This is a genomic window from Paenibacillus sp. D51F, assembly GCF_053345695.1.
In genome coordinates, this window is record NZ_JBKFAO010000002.1 from 262,837 (window position 1) to 279,295 (window position 16,459).

A 16,459-nucleotide genomic window follows, 5' to 3' on the forward strand; every position below is an offset into this window, starting at 1 on the left:
CTAGAGGTCCAGCTGATTGTATTTCAATCCAAGCGGCAGCGGCGCGGGACGGTCTACCTTCGTCTGGAGATGCACATGCCGATTCGTCTCCGAAGCCTCTAAGATACCGAGCGATATGTCCAAAATGTGCTCGGCCAAGCGGCCGCTCGCCCGATTAGGCCTGCCGCTGCGAATCGCATACGCCATATCGGCAACGCCCAGCCCGCGGCTGTCTTCCGTAAATCCGTGCGAAAGCGGAAGCTCCTTTACTTCACCGCTGCGGGACTGGATGGTCAGCAAGCTGCCCAGTCCGGATACAGGACCGAAAAAGTTCGGATCCGGCACCGTCATATTTCCTTCCGTACCGAAGATTTCCAGCCTCGGCTTGTAGCCAAAGCTTTCCTTGGCAGCTTGCAAGCTGGCAACCGCACCGCTGTGGAAGTCCAGTACGGCCGTAACGTTGGTAGGCGCTTCTACCGGGACGGTGTCGCCGCAACGCGGAGATTTGGGGTTTTGAATAATGATTTCTTGGCGGAGCTGCTGAGCGGAACCGGTCACTCTCCGAACGGGACCCAGCAAATGGACCAACGCCGTCAAATAATACGGTCCCATATCCAGGAGAGGATCGCCGCCGAGTTTCAAGAAATTTTGTAAGTTCGGATGCATGCCGGCTTCGGCATTCCCCATAATGATCGTTGCATTAGCGGCATACGGGGTTCCGATCCAGCCTTCATCGATGAGCTTGCGGCAAGTTTGCAGCGCACCGCCCAAGAAGGTATCGGGAGCGCAGCCGACGAGCAGGCCTTTGGACTCCGCAATCGACAGCACCTCTCTTGCATCTTCCTTTGTCAGAGCGAATGGCTTCTCGGTGTAGACATGCTTGCCGGCGTGGAGCGCCTTTAGATTGATTGCCGCATGCGCTGCTGGAGCTGTCAAATTGAGAACGATTTCAATTTCCGGATTCGCAAGCAGCTCGTCGACCGAGCATGCTGCAGGAATGTTGAATTCTTCCGCACGCTTCTTGGCAAGCTCAGGCATCAGATCCGCACAAGCGACGAGGTCCACGACATGATCGAACACTTGCGTCAAATTTTTCAAATAAATTCCGCTGATCATTCCGCAGCCAATGAGGCCTGCTTTTACCCTATGCATCAACATCACCTATTCTTTCTCCGATTATTTTTCCATAATTAAGAAAATTCGAACGCATTCTTATTCTATCACGGTATAGCCGTGATGAGTATCCGCCCCTTCCGCCAAGGGCGTTCATGGAGCGGTCGACTGCTGGCCGTACAAGATGAGTTCTTCGCCGTTTCGGACGGAGTACGCCTTGCCCGCGTCTATTTTGAACAACAGAATTTAAGCTGTTACTGTTTTGCACCGAAAATACGATGGGAAGATCGTTCTTTCACCGATGAACAGCTTCGTGGGCAAGTGGCGAATATAAGGCGTATCGTATTGTACTACTCTGTACCGATCACGTTCCGCGATGATGGCGTCCGCTTCCGTGAAGGTCAGACACATCGGCTTCTCCATGAACACATGCCTGCCGTTGCGGATGGCTTCGATCGCGCATTCGGTGTGGTATTCGTCGCTGTTTAAGATGAACACCACGTCGATGTCCTCTTGTTTAACCAGGTCGGACATATTCGTGTAGAGGTTTTCAGGCTCTGTTGCCCGTTGTTGTTGATCTTTCATTCAACTATCTGGCAGGATAGTTGAAGTAAACAGCAAAAAAAAGGACCGATTAGAGATAGATATATGTTGCAAATGCAACAAATTAGATTTAGAATAACTGATATCGGTTTTGTTGAGTTTGCAACAAAATAAATATGTTTTAAGGAGTTTATTATGAAGGAAATCCTTCGTGAAATTGGGATGATCGCTAGGGCCTTAGATTCAATAAGTAATATCGAATTTAAAGAGTACGACCTTACAAAAGGGCAGTTCTTGTACCTTGTGCGAATATGTGAAACCCCAGGAATCATTCAAGAAAAGTTGGCTGAAATGATAAAGGTGGATCGAACCACAGCAGCTCGTGCAATTCAAAAACTTGAAATGAATGGATTTATTGAAAAGAAAGACGATACACAGAACAAAAAAATTAAAAAGCTCTTTCCAACAGAAAAAGGTGGAATTGTTTATCCTTTCATAAAAAGAGAACACGACTATTCCAATAGCGTTGCACTAGATGGATTTTCAGAAAGCGAAGTAGAAACCATCTTCACTTTTCTTCAAAGAATAAGAAGAAATATTGAGAAAGACTGGGAGTTCGTAAAAAAGGGAAATAAGAGGAATTATTGATTTTTACAAAAAGGAGCTACATGCTGAAATGACGATAAGTATACAAAAATGTATCCTTGACGATTTACGCAAACTTCAAGAAATTAGTTTTGAAACATTTACAGAGACATTTAAAGACCAGAATTCACCTGAAAATTTGAACGCCTATCTGGACAGGGCATTTAACTTAAATCAGTTGGAAATGGAATTATCCATTTCTTTTTCGCAATTTCTTTTTGTTTATTTTAATCATGAAGTTGCAGGATATTTAAAGGTCAACACCAATGATGCCCAGTCTGAAGAAATGGGTGACGAAGCACTTGAGATCGAGCGGATTTATATAAAAAAGATATTCCAAGGACATGGACTTGGCAAATATCTGCTAAATACAGCGATAGAAACTGCGATGGAACGCGATAAAAAGAAAATCTGGCTAGGTGTATGGGAAAAGAATGAAAATGCTATTGCTTTCTACAAGAAAATGGGGTTTGTTCAAACAGGGTCCCACTCTTTCTATATGGGTGATGAAGAACAAATAGATTTTGTAATGACTAAAACCCTCATATAACTTTGTAATGAGATTCAACTGAAGGAGACAAAAGCTCCAGAAAACACATGGGCAGCCGATCACACGATCGAACACCGCTAATAAATAAGCAGTGTAGCTGATCAGGCCGCCCCAGGACACCGCTCCGCTGGAGGAGCCGTTCACGCCGGCCACGATCGCGCTCCTGGGCCTCAGCGAGCTGAGATTGATGCCGACGCCCCCGCTCCTGGCCATGATTTCCGTCATTTCCGTGAGCGTCTCCATGATGCCGCCGCGGCTGTCATGCGGAGATGGAATGACGTAGCAGTTGAACAGCGTCAACTCTTCGCCGACCCCCGCGCCAGCGGCGATGCGCCCGCCGGCACGAGCTTCCAGCCGTCCAGGATGCTCCGGAACCGCTTCTCCCACCGCCACCGCGCCTCCTCGTCCTCCTCTACCGATGCCATCGCCTTGGCCAGGCGGTCCCACATCTCCTCAGGCGTCCGCTCCGCGGCCAGAGTCAGCTTCTCGACATCCGATTCCACCAGCTCCCCGCTCCGGGTAAGCACGGTGGCCGTCCGGCCGCTGCGGGCAATGATTTCGCCGACCTCCTTGGCCGGAAACATCGGATCGTCCTTCGTCAGCACGAGCACGGTATCCCCGACAGCCGCCTCGCCCGGATCGGCTTTCTTCCACGCGTACCGGTCCAAAAATATTTTCCCGCTCAACCCGTTCAGACGTTCAGCCTTCGTGTCCACATGCAGCCAACCATTCCGTATCCGGCGCGGCCCATGATTCGCGTTTTCTCCGGGCTGCCGAAATTTATTAGGCAAAGAAAATCAATATCTAGTATCTATTCTTATTTTACCATACAACATATTGGTTTTTCTCCATGATTCTCGACTTTTTTCCTCTCCCTTATTAGAAGCCCTTGCTTGGGGCATACTGGGAACATTCCAAAGCCGAGAGGAGCCGATAACTTGTCGCGCACAACAAGAGAGAACGGATCCGCCAAGCTGCATCCGCTCGTCGATTTCCGCATGGACCGGAGCTGGTTCGACGATCTGCAGGCCCGGCTCGACCGCAATGGCCCGTGGGACGACTGGACTCTCTATCAGCTCGCCATGGAGGCCGAGCAGTCCCGGCGCATCGAGAGCTTCGAGGAGCTGCAGTCGCTGCGCTTCCTGAACGGCCTGGAGCCGATGAAGCATCAGATCGATACAGCGGTCAAAGTGCTGCATGATATGGGCGGACGCGCCATTCTGGCGGATGAGGTCGGACTCGGCAAGACGATCGAAGCCGGGCTGGTGCTGAAGGAATACATGGTGCGCGGTCTCGTGAAGCGCGCGCTGATTCTTGTGCCCGCATCGCTTGTCCTGCAATGGGTCCGGGAGCTCAACAGCAAGTTCGGCATCGCAGCCGTCGCCCAGAAGCGGGCCCACACCTGGAACTACGATGTCGTCGTCGCTTCCATCGATACGGCCAAGCGGGAGCCGCACAAGGATCTGCTGCTCTCCACCGACTATGACATTCTCATTATCGACGAAGCCCATAAGCTCAAGAACAAGAAAACGACGAACTACCAATTCATTACGCAGCTCCGCAAAAAGTACTGCCTGCTGCTGACCGCCACACCGGTCCAGAACGACCTCGAGGAGCTCTACAATCTCATCACGCTGCTGAAGCCCGGCCAGCTCGGCGGACACGGCGAGTTTTCATCCAATTTTGTCGTCGGCAAGCGGATGCCCAAGAACGAGGATCAGCTGCAGGAGGCGCTGTCCGGCGTCATGATCCGCAACCGGCGCGGCGAAGGAGATGTGAAGTTCACGAAGCGGATCGTCCGCAACATCCCTTTGCACTTGTCCAAGGAAGAGATGGACCTCTATCACGCGGTCACTTCCTTCGTCAAAGAGCGCTATGAGGAAAGCGGCGGCAACCTGACGAGCATGCTGTCGATGGTCACGCTGCAGCGCGAGGTATGCTCGAGCCGCGACTCGGTGTTCCTCACCCTCGTGAACCTGTTCAAGAAGACGGCTGAGGACTCCCCCATCCGCGGCAAGATCTGGGAGCTAATCGAGGTCATCAAGCAGATCAAGTCCAACACGAAGGCGGAGAAGGCGATGGAGCTCGTGCGGGAAAGCGATGGCAAAGCGATCATTTTCACGGAATACCGCGCGACGCAGGAATATCTGCTCCAGTTTTTCCGCGGCAGCGACATTACCGCCGTCCCTTACCGGGGAGGGATGGGCCGCGGCAAGAAGGACTGGATGATGGATCTGTTCCGCGGCCGCGCGCAGGTGATGATCGCCACGGAAGCAGGCGGAGAAGGCATCAATCTCCAGTTCTGCAGCCGCATCATCAATTTCGACCTGCCTTGGAACCCGATGAGGGTGGAGCAGCGGATCGGCCGCGTGCACCGGCTCGGCCAGACCGAGGATGTCCAGATCTACAACCTGTGCACGATCGGCACGATCGAAGAGCATATCGTCAATCTGCTGCATGAGAAGATCGATATGTTCGAATCCGTCATCGGCGAGCTGGACCATATTCTCGAGAAGTTCGAGAAGGAGGAAAGCATCGAGGAGAGGCTTGCGCGCCTCATGCTGGAGGCAAGCGATCCCGACGTCTTGTCCGAGAGCATCGAGAATCTGGGCCGTTCGATCAGCAGCATGAGAAGAAGCCGGGCTGCGGAATCCGGCGAGCCCGATGTATCCGAGGAGCCGGCCGGCACAGCGGCCGCGCGCAAGCATGCGATCAACCGTCTGCTGGACGGGGTCGGACATGTTGTGGAGGTGGATTCGCCATGAACGGAAAGCAAGTGCATCGCTATATCCAGAAGTACGCGGAGGCGACGGGATGCCGGATCGTCGAGAAATCCCCTTCCCATCTGACGGTGAAGCTGTCGCCGCAGGCGGACCGGGAGCTGACGAACCGTCCTTATTACTGGAACTATGTCGACCGCGCCGGCGTGGAGCCGGAGACGATGACTTATCTGTTCGTGACCGACCGCTCCCGGTACGAGGAGCTGGCTAAGGAACGAGAGGAGCAGGAAGCCCGGACGCAGGCCGGTCCGAATCCGATGGAGCAGGCCGCCCAAAGCGCGCTCGGCCGCTCCATCGGCTTTCTCCACAGCTCCGTCTCCGGCGTCCGCACGCCGCGCGAGGACATGTATTTCGGCGCGCGCAAGCTTGATCAGCTGTTCGAGGCCGCGCGCACGGGAGGCAGCTTCGTCTATTTGTTCCAGGAGCCGGAGCGCCGCTCGCTCCACCCGACGGAATCAGTCGCGTATACAGCTTGGCTCGGTGTCAATCTGCGTGTGGAATTCGCCTGCGACATGAAGCGCGAGGAAATCCATTCCTTCGGCGTTTCTCTCGCGACCGGAACCGTCGTGGAGCGTTTCCACGAACGGCTGGTGGACCTCAGGATGACGCCCAGGCTGCCCGCCAACGTGCATACGGCCAAAAACGGCATCACGCTGGGCAAAGCGATGAGCCTGATCGAAACCTCTCTCGAGCGTAAGCTCAGGGGAGCGGATTTCTCCTGGGCCGAAGCCGCCTCGCGCCGTCTGGAGGAAGAGCTTGAGATCGTCGCCCACTATTACGATCGCCTGCTGGAATCCGCGGAGGAGGAGCAGCGAGCCGCTGCCGAGGAGCAATATGCGACCCGGAAAGAAGAAATCCGCTGGCAGTTCGAGCCGCGGGTAACCGCATCCTCGATCAACTGCGGCATTTTCCATCTGGAAGGCATCGAGTGACAGCAATCTTCCGTGTCAGCCCGATCTCGCCAATAATAGCGGTCGTTTGCGCGACAGAATGCAGCATTCTTCTCGCGCCGGCCGCTCTACAATCAACTAGACAAGCTTCGTAATCACGCATGCTGCCACCCTATAGCGATACGACAGGGGGATTTGTAAAAATGAGAAGAAGATACGCCATCACCGCGTCAGCCGCAATCGCGGTTTTGCTTTGCGTCCTGTTCCTGGCGAATGCTGCGGCCCATGCCGCGTCTCCAGCCGCTTCCGCTCCCGGATTGGCGGAACAAGCCGAAGCCTGGCGGCTGGCGCTTTCCGCCCAACCGGAATTTTCCGGCTGGAAGGGCGCCCGCGCCGTCATCGAGCCTCTCGGTCCAGGCACCCATTCATGGCTTGTGACGCTGGATAAAGCCGGACGGACAGCCGGATATATGATTATCAACGCCAGGCAGCCGGATGGATATTCGCTTGGAGAATATGGGGCGGGCTCCTACCCGCTCTATTCATCCGCCCTGCTCCAAAAGAAGCTCAAGGAGCAGAATGTGGCGGCTGCACAACGATCAAAGCTCTACGCCTCGCCTGCCGCGGCGGTATGGCGGATCGTAAGCCAAGACCGGGAAGTCGTCTACGCCGACGCTTGGACAGGAGAAATCCTCCCCATTTCCGACGGAGACTGGGCCAAGCATTTGAAAACCTCGTCCTCATCCGATGTCAGCGCTTCTGAAAACGAAAAAAAGACAACGTTGGCGTTGTCTTTCTCGTCTGCGGCCCCGCCGTCCAAAACGGCGGTAGCGTATGCCCGGACGCTGCGCTCATCCGATCCGATGCAGCGGCTCAGCTGGCTTGTGTCCAAGCCGATCGGCAGCCCGACCTCCGGCTCTCTCGCTTCTATTCTCAAATCAGGTCGTCCGCTGGATTACGCATCCGAGCTGTATGCCGGCAAAGTGCTTCAGGTGTGGCAGGCAGCCGGCCTTCACCGCTGGACGACGGGCCAAGCCTATGCTTCCTTCGTCAACACGGAATCGGCTGCCAAACGTTACATCACCCTTGACCAAGCCCTGCTGGCAGGCCAGTTCTACCGCGTCTGAGCAGAAAATGCCGGAAGCCGCCGAGCGAAAACTCTTCGTCTGCCGGAGCGGCGATCATCCCTCCTTGCGGCGGAGCAGTCTGAACCAGATCAGCATGCTCATGCCAGGGACGCCGAACCAGCGCGTCAGCCAAGGCTCCTTGGCCTGCTTATGATCGCTGCGCTTCTGCTTGCGCACTTCCCGGGGCGTTTCCACATAGACAACCAGCTTCTCGGTCATGTATTTGATCCAATCTTCGGGGTCCATCGTTGTCGCCTCCTCTTTATGCGCTTAGTATGTCCGATAACTTCTTGGCGCAAACGGGAATAGTCCTGCCTGATTGCGGCAAAGTATAAAGGTTCGGACAACTTTGCATTATGGAGGATTGCAAATGGATTTGCGATGGTTCGCAGCCGCGGCGCTTGCGGCAGCTCTGGTTCTCCAACCGGGCACAGCGGCAGCCGGGACCCTTCACGACTCGTCGGATTCCGATCCTGCCGGCCCCAGGTACAAAGGAGCTCTCCCCTATGCCGAAGTTCTCATCGACGCCGGCCACGGCGGCATCGACGGCGGAACTTCCCACGAGGATGTGCTGGAGAAGAACATCAATCTCGCTGTCGGCAAAAAACTGCTGGCGAGCCTGCAGCAAAAAGGGATCAGTGCCGTCTTGAACCGCAGCTCCGACTACGCGCTCAGCGAGGAGAACCGCTGGCATCCGAGCCGGTCCCGTCATCAGCGGGATTTGTCCCAGCGGCGGCAGCTGACGGAGGAAATCCACACCGGCCTGCTCGTCAGCCTGCATGTGAACTGGTCCCGCAGAGCCGCTGCGCGCGGACCGGTCGTCCTTCATCAAGAGCGCGGCGAAAGCGTGCTGCTGGCGTTATGCATTCAGGACTCCTTGAACCGGCAGCAAAAAACGAATGAGCTGCCCCGCGCGGGCAGCCCATTCTATTTGCTCAACACGGTCAAACAGCCTGCCGTCATCGTGGAAATGGGATTCATCAGCAATGATGGGGACAGGTCCATGCTGACTTCGCAGAAAGGCCAGGAGCAGGTAGCCGAAGCCGTCGCGTCAGGGCTTCGGCAATATAAGCTGCTCTTCCGCTGAGGCCGGAACAAGCTCGGACAGCCGGACGAACCGGGTCGTGCCCGACATTCCGGCAGCTGCCCGGGACAACGCTCCCGAGGTCATGAGGCCCGGAGTGCCGACATGCCCGATCGTGATGCTGTCCGCCTGGCCGGCGGACAGCTTTTTCAATTTGTCGACTTGTCTGGCGATATGGCCGGCTTCGTATACATCGTCCAGGAAGACGTCATTGCGCAGGACGGGTACCCCGATCTCAGCCGCGACTTTCGGAACGACCGTCTTGAATGTCGTCCGGCTGTCCAGGAAAAACAGCTCCCGCTCCTTGCATACCTGCAGGACGATCCGCATGATGCGTTCATCAGCCGTAATCTTGCTGCCCATATGGTTGTTCATGCCGGCCGCATGAGGCACATCGTCGATCGCCTTCTGCACCGCGAGGCGAACCTGATCATCGGTCATGCTGCTGAACAGCGCTCCCGGCCCCAGCCACTCCGGCTTGCCCTTGTTCGGTTCCATCGGCATATGGACAATGACATCCAGGCCGAGGCGATGCGCCTTCTCGGCGTCGGCATGCGTGGAAGGCATGAAGGGCATGATCGCGGCCGTAATCGGTACCGGCAGCTTGAACATCTCCTCGGTGCCCTTCATGTTGTTGCCGAAGTCGTCAATGACGACGGCAACCCGATGCGGTGAATTCGCCGACACATGCTGCTGCGGCAAGAGCCCGATTACAAGCATGCCGGCCGCCGCGGCTTTCCAGATTGCGTTCCTCATTGATCTGCACCCCCTGAAGGTTTCTCCTTCATTTTGCAGAGAAGGGATGCGTTTTATGTAAGGAGAAAAATGGCCTGCTCCATCCTGGAAGCCGCCCCCATGCCTTTTTCGGAATCAGCCTGGGCATCGGCGCTGAATCTTATGTGCGCTTTCTGAACGAAACGAGCCGCAAGGCTTCCCGTAAGGAGTCGAAAAAGCAGCCGAATTGGGACGTTTGCGAAACTCGGAGACTCGTGCAATTTGCCAAGCATTAGGCATATTCGCTTCCATGATCTTCGCCACAGCTTGCTCATCTTGACTGCAGCTCAAAGATTTCGTCAGCTCAAGTCATGAGCAACGCGTTACAAATCCCAACAATACAAAAAGCTCCTGAATCGTCGCCAGGACAAATTCAAGAGCTCTTGCATTTTTAATTAATGCGGTCAAGAGGACTTGAACCTCCACGTCATTGCTGACACTAGAACCTGAATCTAGCGCGTCTGCCAATTCCGCCATGACCGCGAATCACAAGAAATAATATAACACGAAGAAGAAAGTGATGTCAACCCTTTCTTGTCTATTTTTTAGTTTGATTTTAATTGATTTAGATTGCCGACTCAGCAGCTTTCGGGAGCTTGCTTTAATTTTCCGTTCCGCAGCAATACGCAGGCTGCCTTACCGCTTGGGCTTGTTGTATCCGTTGTCGCCGTAAGGCTGCAGCTTTTCGATCCACAGCTCCAGAAGCGCATCCACTTCGGCCTGATAGGCCTTCAGCTCCTCGGGATCTCCGGCGTACTCTTCTCTCGGCTTGATCTGGTCCAGCTCCTCGAAGACAAAGCTCTCCGCTCCGTAAGCCTTCCAATCGCTCTTCAATTCATGCAGCGTATTCATCCCCGTGCTCTTGAAAAAATCCAGCCGGTTCTTCGCTCCAGGCAGATCCATGCTGCCGCATACAAGCACTTTTCCGTTTTCCTTGTTCCGGATCTGATAAACGCCCATCGGGCGGAACGATTGCTTGTAGGAGGCGGCGAGCTCCTTCTTGCTTTGCTTGTCCAGCGCCATCCCAATCCCTCCTCTTCAGATTCAAATCAATAGCCCATCTCCGCCAGAATGCGCGAAAGCGTGCGCAGCCTCTCTCCGATCAGCTCTCCATCATCGCTCAGCGCCTGGCTGAACAGCTGGATGTCCTCGTCGAGCTTGTCATTATCCGTACATACGGCTACCGTCATGGCATCTCCCTGGAGGCCGATCCGGTCGATCACAGGGTTTGCCGGATCGTACAGCTTGGGATGCTGGTAGGCTTCGCGGAAGTGAGCCATGCCGCTCGCAACAAGAATCGCCAGATCCAGCACTCTGTGCAGAGGGAGCTCCTCCGATTGCCGGGACCATTTCTCTCCCGTGTAGCGCCATACTTTTGCCGAAATGTCGACCTTTCCGCGGTCATTCCATTGGGCAAGGCCAAGCGACAAGCCTTTCGCATCCGAATGGCCGGCCTGGCGTCCATCGACATTGACATAGTTCTCAACCGTAAGGACCGGTTTATGCTTGAGCGTAGTTGGAATTTTCATTCTAAATCCTCCAAAAGAAAGATGTGATCGAAACGATGAATTACTAAGTTGCTAAATCACTAAGTTACTGAATTACTAATTTACTTCTCACTTCATCATATCGTCACGAGCATCCGCAGTCAAGGGATGACCATGTCGGTACGTACTTCGGATGCCTCCGTTCTCCGAGCCTTTTCTTTTCCCGACCTTCTGCAGCCAGCCAAGACCGCTCTCGCTTGCAAGCGTACAAACGAAAAAACCGCAAGAATGGGAACCAAGTTCCCCCTTCTTGCGGTCTCTTTCCCCCATCCGCCTTAGAATCTTCGAAGGCCTATCGGGAACAGCGATGCGATTGCAAATGTTCTACTGTTGCCGTCTGATTCCGGTTATTTGACGGAACCCGTCATGCCCGCCACGAAATGCTTCTGCATCAGGAAGAAGACGAGCGCGGTCGGCAGGGTGCCGATGACGATGGCCATCATGATGACTCCGTAATCCGGAGTATAACTTGAGCCGAGATTGGAGATGAGCAGAGGAATGGTCCGAGTATCCTCCGATTGAAGCACGATCAGTGGCCAGAGATAGTTGTTCCAGCTGGACATGAACGTGATGATCGCCGCGGCGGCGTAGGTGGTTCTCATCGTCGGGACGAAGATGCGGAGGAACAGCCCCAGCTCGCTCACTCCGTCGACCCTTCCTGCTTCCAGCAGATCGCGCGGAAACATCTTGGTGCTCTGGCGGAAGAAGAAGATCAGGAAAGCGGTTGTCATCGTCGGCAGCACGACGGCGGCGGCAGTATTGATGCCGATGAAGGGTACGCTGCGGGAGACGGCGGCGAAAATCCGGTACAGCGGAACCATCAGCGCGGCAAAAGGAATCATCATGGACAGCAGCAGAATATTGAAGACGATATCTTTCGCTCTGCTGCGATAGACCTCGAACCCGTATCCGGCCAGAGAGCCGATGACAAGCGCCAGGAATGTGGTCGTCAGCGAGACTTTGGCGGAATTGGCCAGCGCGGTCACGACATCGTATTGATCGAACAGATTCCGCATGTTCACGATCAGATGGCTGCCTGGCAGCAGCCTCCCTTGCGTCACGTCGACGGATTTATTCGTCGCGCTGACGATCATCCACAAGAACGGGAACACAGAGACGACGGTGGCCGCGATGAGGAAAGCATACGTGAAAGCCCTTCTCGATTTAACCATTTCGATCACCTGCCGCTTTGAACTGGATGATGGAGAAGAGGACAATCAGGGCTACGACGGAATAAGACACCGTAGCCGCATATCCGAAGTCCGGCGTGTACTTGAAGGACAGGTTGTAGATGTACTGGGAAATGGTCGTGGTCGCGTTGCCCGGACCGCCCCTGGTAATATTCATGACCTCGTCGAAGAGCTGCAGCGTCCCGATCGTGGAAGTGATCGAAGTGAACAGGATGATCGGCTTCAGCAGCGGCACGGTGATGCCGAAGAACTGGCGGACCGGACCTGCTCCTTCGATGCGGGCTGCTTCATAGATCGAGTTGTCGACGTTCTGGAGCGCGGAGAGGTAGAAAATCATGTTATAACCAGTCCATCGCCACGTGATGGCGATGATGATCGTCGCTTTGGCCCAGAAAGGGTCCGTCAGCCACCCGATCGGCTGGGAGACGAGATGGAGCTGCATCAGCGCCGTGTTGACCAGTCCGTCTTGGCCGAACAGGTACTTGAAGATGACGGAATAAGCGACCAGGGAAGTGACGCAGGGCAGGAAGATCGCCGTGCGGAAAAAACCTCTGAACTTAAGCCCGCTGTCGTTGAGCAGCACGGAAATGAACAAAGCCAGGATGATCATGATCGGAACCTGGATGATGAGGTACGTGAACGTGTTCTTCACGGCTGCCAGAAAGGTCGAGTCTCCGAACAAGCGCCCGTAGTTTGCAAAGCCGGCAGCGTGCAGGTTCGTGCCTTTGCCCGATTTCAATGACAATAGGAACGCTTGAATCATGGGATAGAAATAGAAGACGCAGATCAGCAGCACAGCAATCGAAACAAATATCCAGCCGATGGCTTGGGATTTCCGCTGCAATCTCGCCCGGGTTCTCGCATTCATGCGGGAGCAGCTCCTTTCTTTTGAGGACGCCAAAATAAGGGGAGAGCGTCCGGAAGCTGGCCAGGTGTCTCCACACCGCCTGCCTTCGGACGCCTAAGTTTTCGGAAGGATTATTGGGTTTGCGCTTCCGCCTGCTGCTGAGCGTCCTTCAGAACATCGTCAATCGATTTCCCGCTCAAGAAGTTCTGCATTTCCACGATCAGGATATCTTCGATCGCATAAGTGCTGGCGCCATAGTTGACACGCGGGATTTGATTGGTCCAATTGGCGAAATCGGCGATGACGGTCTGATTGTTATAGAATGGATCCGCTTGGGAATAGGCTTCTCCGGAGGCGGCCGGCGCATAGGTTCCGATGGCGCCGATGTCGGTGATCAGCTTCTGGTACAGCTCCGTGCTGGAGCCGAAGGTTTTGGCCATGAAGTCGGCAGCCGCCTCTTTGCCGGGCACGTTGAGCACATACCACGAGCTGCCTCCGAGGTTGGATGCATTGACGGCGCCCGATTGGCCGGAAAGTCTTGGAATCGGCACGACCGCCCATTTGCCGGATTGATCCGCTTGCGACTTGATGGAAGCGCTGATCCAGTTGCCGGTCGGCACCGAAGCGACATCGCCGCTGTTGAATGCGGCCAGATATTGGCTCCAATCGGACACCGGCTTGACCATGTTGTCCATGATCATCGTTTTGTACAGCTGGAAGGCTTCCTTGAGGGCAGGGTTTCCTTCCAGGTAAGGCTTCTTGCCGTCTTTGTCCATGTACCAGGAGCCTGCCGTCTGGATCATGGTCCGGACAATTCCCAGGTCGTTGGGATCCAGGGCGAGCATATTTTTACCGGTCGCTTCTTTTACTTTTTTGCCGATCTCGATGTACTGGTCCCAAGTGATGTTTTGCAGGTCGGAAGTTTTGTAGCCGGCTTTCTCCAGATAATCCGTCCTGACGAACAGGCCGGTTACGCCGGAGTCGAACGGAAGGCCGTAATTTTTGCCGTCGACGCTCGTCGGCCCGATTTTGTATTGGGCGAAGTCGGAGCCTTTAATTGAAGAGGTGAGATCGAAGAACATATCCGGGAAAGCCTGGAGGAAGCTTTGCGCGCGATAGTCCTCGATCAGGACGATATTCGGAAGCCCTTTGTTCGATCCCGAACCGAAGCCGGTATTCAGCTTCTGGACGATATCGGCCTGGGCATTTTCGATCACGGTGATTTTGGTGTCCGGGTGATCCTTTGCATACATTTCCTTCGCGAGCTCCAAAGCTTTGATGTTGAAGTTCTTGTCCCAAGCCCAGATCGTGATTTCTTTGGAAGAGCTGCCGCCGCTTTGCTCATTTCCGCCTTTATTGGCGCTGGAGCTGTTGCCGGTGCCGCTGTTGGAGCTGCAAGCGCTTAGGATCAGGAGCAATGCCATGGCTAAAAGCAAGGTTGCTTTTTTCATTTCTCGAACCCCCAAAATCATAGTTTGTAAGCGATTTCCGCCGTGAAGCCATCGTAGCATCGGCGAAAATGAGGGGGTTAGCATTATCTTTATCTCAACCGGTACATTTATTGCTTCCCTGCAGATGACAGCCCTTTCATTCCGCACTGTATTTGGAAAGTAGCACGATCTTCAGATCTTTTGAAAAGGAATCCGAATCCGTACGCGCGTCCCTTCTCCCTTCACGCTGTGGATGGAGATTCCGCAAGGTTCACCATAGAGAAGGATCAAGCGGTCGTGCACATTGCTCATCCCTATTCCCGTGAACAGCTGCCGCCGGCTCTTCGAGCTCTTGGGCCTCGGCTCGCTCATGTCCATGCCGTCTCCATTGTCGGCGACCTCGCATGCGAGCGTCTCGCCTTCCCGGGTAATCGTAACGTACACATGACCTTCAGGCTTCGTATTGAAAGCATGGAAAAAGGCATTTTCGATGAAAGGCTGGATGATGAGCTTGGGCAGAGACGCTTCCTTGCAGTCCTCCGATACGAAATACTGAACCCGGATGCGCTCGCCGTAACGCACCTGGTTGATGAATACGTAATGCTTGAGATTGTCCAGCTCCTGGTCGACCGTGACCGTCTCGCTGACGTTGCCTATGGCGTTCTGGAGCAGAGAGATCAGGGCGTTGATCGTTTCCGCCGCCTTCTCACGGCTCCCCTGCTTCACCATGAATTTGATCGAGGCCAAAGTATTGTAGAGGAAATGGGGATTGATCTGGCGCTGCAGCGCGGCCAGCTCCGCCTGCCTCTGCTTCTGCTGGGTCTGCACGAGCTGCTCCACATATTCATGCAGCTCGTCGAGCATGAAGTTGAAGGCTTGGGCCAACTGCCGGGTTTCATAACTTCCCGACACCTTCACGTAATGATGGAACTCGTACTTCGAAATGGTGGAGATCTGTTTGACCAGCCGAGTCAGCGACTTCGTCATTTTGCGGGTGATGAAGAACACCACGATGAGGGCTCCGGCCACGATGGCCACACAGATCAGAAGGATCGACCGGGTATCGATCAGTTGTCCGAGCGCCCACTGCTTGTCGATGAGATTGACGATGTACATGTCGTAGAAAGAGAGGTCCTGCGCTAGGATCAAGTCTTTTTTGCCCATGAATTCCGCTTCCTTGAAGGAAAGTCCCTGCTGATGGATGTCCACGGCATGCCGAAGCAGATCAGGAGCCTCTTGACCGATGAGAGCCGAATCGTTGCTGGAGAGGATGACGCCGGATTTGCTCAGGATCACCACCGAGTTCCCTCTGCTCGTGTAGCTGCTGTAGAAGCTTCTCAGCTGGCTCTCTGGAATCGCTACGTACAAAGACCCGTATACCTTTCTCGTCGTCCGGTCCATCAGCGCCTTCGCCGCGACAATAAAAGGCTTTTGCTCTCCGTGATCCGGATCGTAATGGAACTGGTACTGGAGCCGGTCCGGCGCCGACTGGACGCTCTTTGTAAGCGGGCTTGCCTTGAGCTGCTCGTCCGTAACGGACCAGATGTTGCGGTTGGTCGAATATGTGCGGCCGTTGTTCCCGAGCAAGAGGAGATCGACATCATAGGCATCGAGGTTCGAGCTGCTTGGCTTGACTTGCTTGCTCATGCTGTAGTAGCTCTTGAACAAGGTCGCCGAATCGGTAGTCCCTTCCGTAAGGAACTGCCGCACCGTCCCGCTTTGCTGGATGTTGATGATCGATGTGGAGACGGAATCGTTGAACGATTCGAACCCCGACTTGATCTGGCTGATCACCTTGGCGTTCGTGATGCTGAACGTATCGATGAACAAGCGCTCGGATATCCGGATCGTGCTCCAGGAGGTAAGAAGCGATACGGATACGATGCTGAGCAGCAGAACGACAAACATCTTCATGAACAAGCCGTGGAACTTCAATCGTTCCATTCTCCGCTTCATTGCC

Annotated in this window: 16 protein-coding genes, 1 tRNA gene and 1 pseudogene; 6 read left to right on the forward strand and 12 right to left on the reverse strand. The window is 54.6% G+C overall.

From position 1 onward, the window contains the following. Together ACLBWT_RS04845 and ACLBWT_RS04850 are read right to left on the reverse strand one after the other, a co-directional pair. The gene (locus ACLBWT_RS04845) at positions 1-1,137 is read right to left on the reverse strand and encodes a Gfo/Idh/MocA family protein (RefSeq protein WP_447662247.1); all 1,137 of its coding nucleotides are present in this window, start codon (positions 1,135-1,137) and stop codon (positions 1-3) included. 201 nt (positions 1,138-1,338) lie between these two features. Continuing rightward, positions 1,339-1,677, reverse strand: a complete 339-nt coding sequence (locus tag ACLBWT_RS04850) for a Gfo/Idh/MocA family protein (protein ID WP_447661924.1) — start codon at positions 1,675-1,677, stop codon at positions 1,339-1,341. A gap of 153 nt (positions 1,678-1,830) precedes the next feature. On the opposite strand from ACLBWT_RS04850, the gene ACLBWT_RS04855 reads away from it, so the two are divergent. Together ACLBWT_RS04855 and ACLBWT_RS04860 are read left to right on the forward strand one after the other, a co-directional pair. Next, positions 1,831-2,283, forward strand: a complete 453-nt coding sequence (locus ACLBWT_RS04855; RefSeq protein ID WP_447661925.1) for a MarR family winged helix-turn-helix transcriptional regulator — start codon at positions 1,831-1,833, stop codon at positions 2,281-2,283. A 28-nt stretch (positions 2,284-2,311) separates the two neighbouring features. Continuing rightward, the gene (locus ACLBWT_RS04860; protein WP_447661926.1) at positions 2,312-2,830 is read left to right on the forward strand and encodes a GNAT family N-acetyltransferase; all 519 of its coding nucleotides are present in this window, start codon (positions 2,312-2,314) and stop codon (positions 2,828-2,830) included. Positions 2,831-2,908: 78 nt separating this feature from the next. On the opposite strand, the pseudogene ACLBWT_RS04865 reads toward ACLBWT_RS04860, so the two are convergent. Further along, positions 2,909-3,546, reverse strand: a pseudogene (locus ACLBWT_RS04865) (adenosylcobalamin-dependent ribonucleoside-diphosphate reductase); the annotation flags it as partial. A 282-nt stretch (positions 3,547-3,828) separates the two neighbouring features. On the opposite strand from ACLBWT_RS04865, the gene ACLBWT_RS04870 reads away from it, so the two are divergent. The 3 genes from ACLBWT_RS04870 to ACLBWT_RS04880 all read left to right on the forward strand — a co-directional run bounded on the left by ACLBWT_RS04870 (position 3,829) and on the right by ACLBWT_RS04880 (position 7,627). Further along, on the forward strand, positions 3,829-5,595 hold the full coding sequence (locus ACLBWT_RS04870; RefSeq protein WP_447662248.1) for a DEAD/DEAH box helicase: 1,767 nt from the start codon (positions 3,829-3,831) through the stop codon (positions 5,593-5,595). Beyond that, entirely contained in the window at positions 5,592-6,542 is a 951-nt protein-coding gene (locus tag ACLBWT_RS04875) for a YqhG family protein (protein ID WP_447661927.1), read from the forward strand. The genes ACLBWT_RS04870 and ACLBWT_RS04875 overlap by 4 nt, the downstream gene beginning before the upstream one ends. 161 nt (positions 6,543-6,703) lie before the next feature. Continuing rightward, on the forward strand, positions 6,704-7,627 hold the full coding sequence (locus ACLBWT_RS04880; RefSeq protein WP_447661928.1) for a hypothetical protein: 924 nt from the start codon (positions 6,704-6,706) through the stop codon (positions 7,625-7,627). Positions 7,628-7,681: 54 nt separating this feature from the next. Here ACLBWT_RS04880 and ACLBWT_RS04885 read toward each other — a convergent pair whose 3' ends face one another. After that, positions 7,682-7,873 (reverse strand): YqzE family protein, encoded by a 192-nt coding sequence (locus ACLBWT_RS04885; protein WP_447661929.1) that lies wholly within the window; start codon positions 7,871-7,873, stop codon positions 7,682-7,684. A 124-nt stretch (positions 7,874-7,997) separates the two neighbouring features. Here ACLBWT_RS04885 and ACLBWT_RS04890 point away from each other — a divergent pair, with 124 nt between their 5' ends. Continuing rightward, a complete protein-coding gene (locus tag ACLBWT_RS04890; protein WP_447661930.1) occupies positions 7,998-8,714 on the forward strand; it encodes an N-acetylmuramoyl-L-alanine amidase in 717 nt (238 codons plus the stop codon). Here ACLBWT_RS04890 and ACLBWT_RS04895 read toward each other — a convergent pair. The 8 genes from ACLBWT_RS04895 to ACLBWT_RS04930 form a co-directional block, all read right to left on the reverse strand. Further along, on the reverse strand, positions 8,679-9,467 hold the full coding sequence (locus ACLBWT_RS04895) for a divergent polysaccharide deacetylase family protein (RefSeq protein WP_447661931.1): 789 nt from the start codon (positions 9,465-9,467) through the stop codon (positions 8,679-8,681). The two genes, ACLBWT_RS04890 and ACLBWT_RS04895, sit on opposite strands and share 36 nt — an antisense overlap. Positions 9,468-9,884: 417 nt before the next feature. Continuing rightward, positions 9,885-9,968 (reverse strand) — tRNA-Leu (locus ACLBWT_RS04900). Positions 9,969-10,121: 153 nt separating this feature from the next. After that, on the reverse strand, positions 10,122-10,508 hold the full coding sequence (locus tag ACLBWT_RS04905; protein WP_447661932.1) for a GIY-YIG nuclease family protein: 387 nt from the start codon (positions 10,506-10,508) through the stop codon (positions 10,122-10,124). 26 nt (positions 10,509-10,534) lie between these two features. After that, positions 10,535-11,014, reverse strand: coding sequence for a DUF6530 family protein (locus ACLBWT_RS04910; RefSeq protein WP_447661933.1), 480 nt, complete (start codon positions 11,012-11,014; stop codon positions 10,535-10,537). Positions 11,015-11,379: 365 nt separating this feature from the next. Then, positions 11,380-12,204, reverse strand: coding sequence for a carbohydrate ABC transporter permease (locus ACLBWT_RS04915; protein ID WP_447661934.1), 825 nt, complete (start codon positions 12,202-12,204; stop codon positions 11,380-11,382). Continuing rightward, positions 12,197-13,090 (reverse strand): carbohydrate ABC transporter permease, encoded by an 894-nt coding sequence (locus ACLBWT_RS04920; protein ID WP_447661935.1) that lies wholly within the window; start codon positions 13,088-13,090, stop codon positions 12,197-12,199. The genes ACLBWT_RS04915 and ACLBWT_RS04920 overlap by 8 nt, the downstream gene beginning before the upstream one ends. A gap of 110 nt (positions 13,091-13,200) precedes the next feature. After that, positions 13,201-14,520, reverse strand: coding sequence for an ABC transporter substrate-binding protein (locus ACLBWT_RS04925; RefSeq protein ID WP_447661936.1), 1,320 nt, complete (start codon positions 14,518-14,520; stop codon positions 13,201-13,203). A 171-nt stretch (positions 14,521-14,691) separates the two neighbouring features. Continuing rightward, positions 14,692-16,455, reverse strand: a complete 1,764-nt coding sequence (locus ACLBWT_RS04930; RefSeq protein ID WP_447662249.1) for a cache domain-containing sensor histidine kinase — start codon at positions 16,453-16,455, stop codon at positions 14,692-14,694. Positions 16,456-16,459 lie beyond the last annotated feature (4 nt).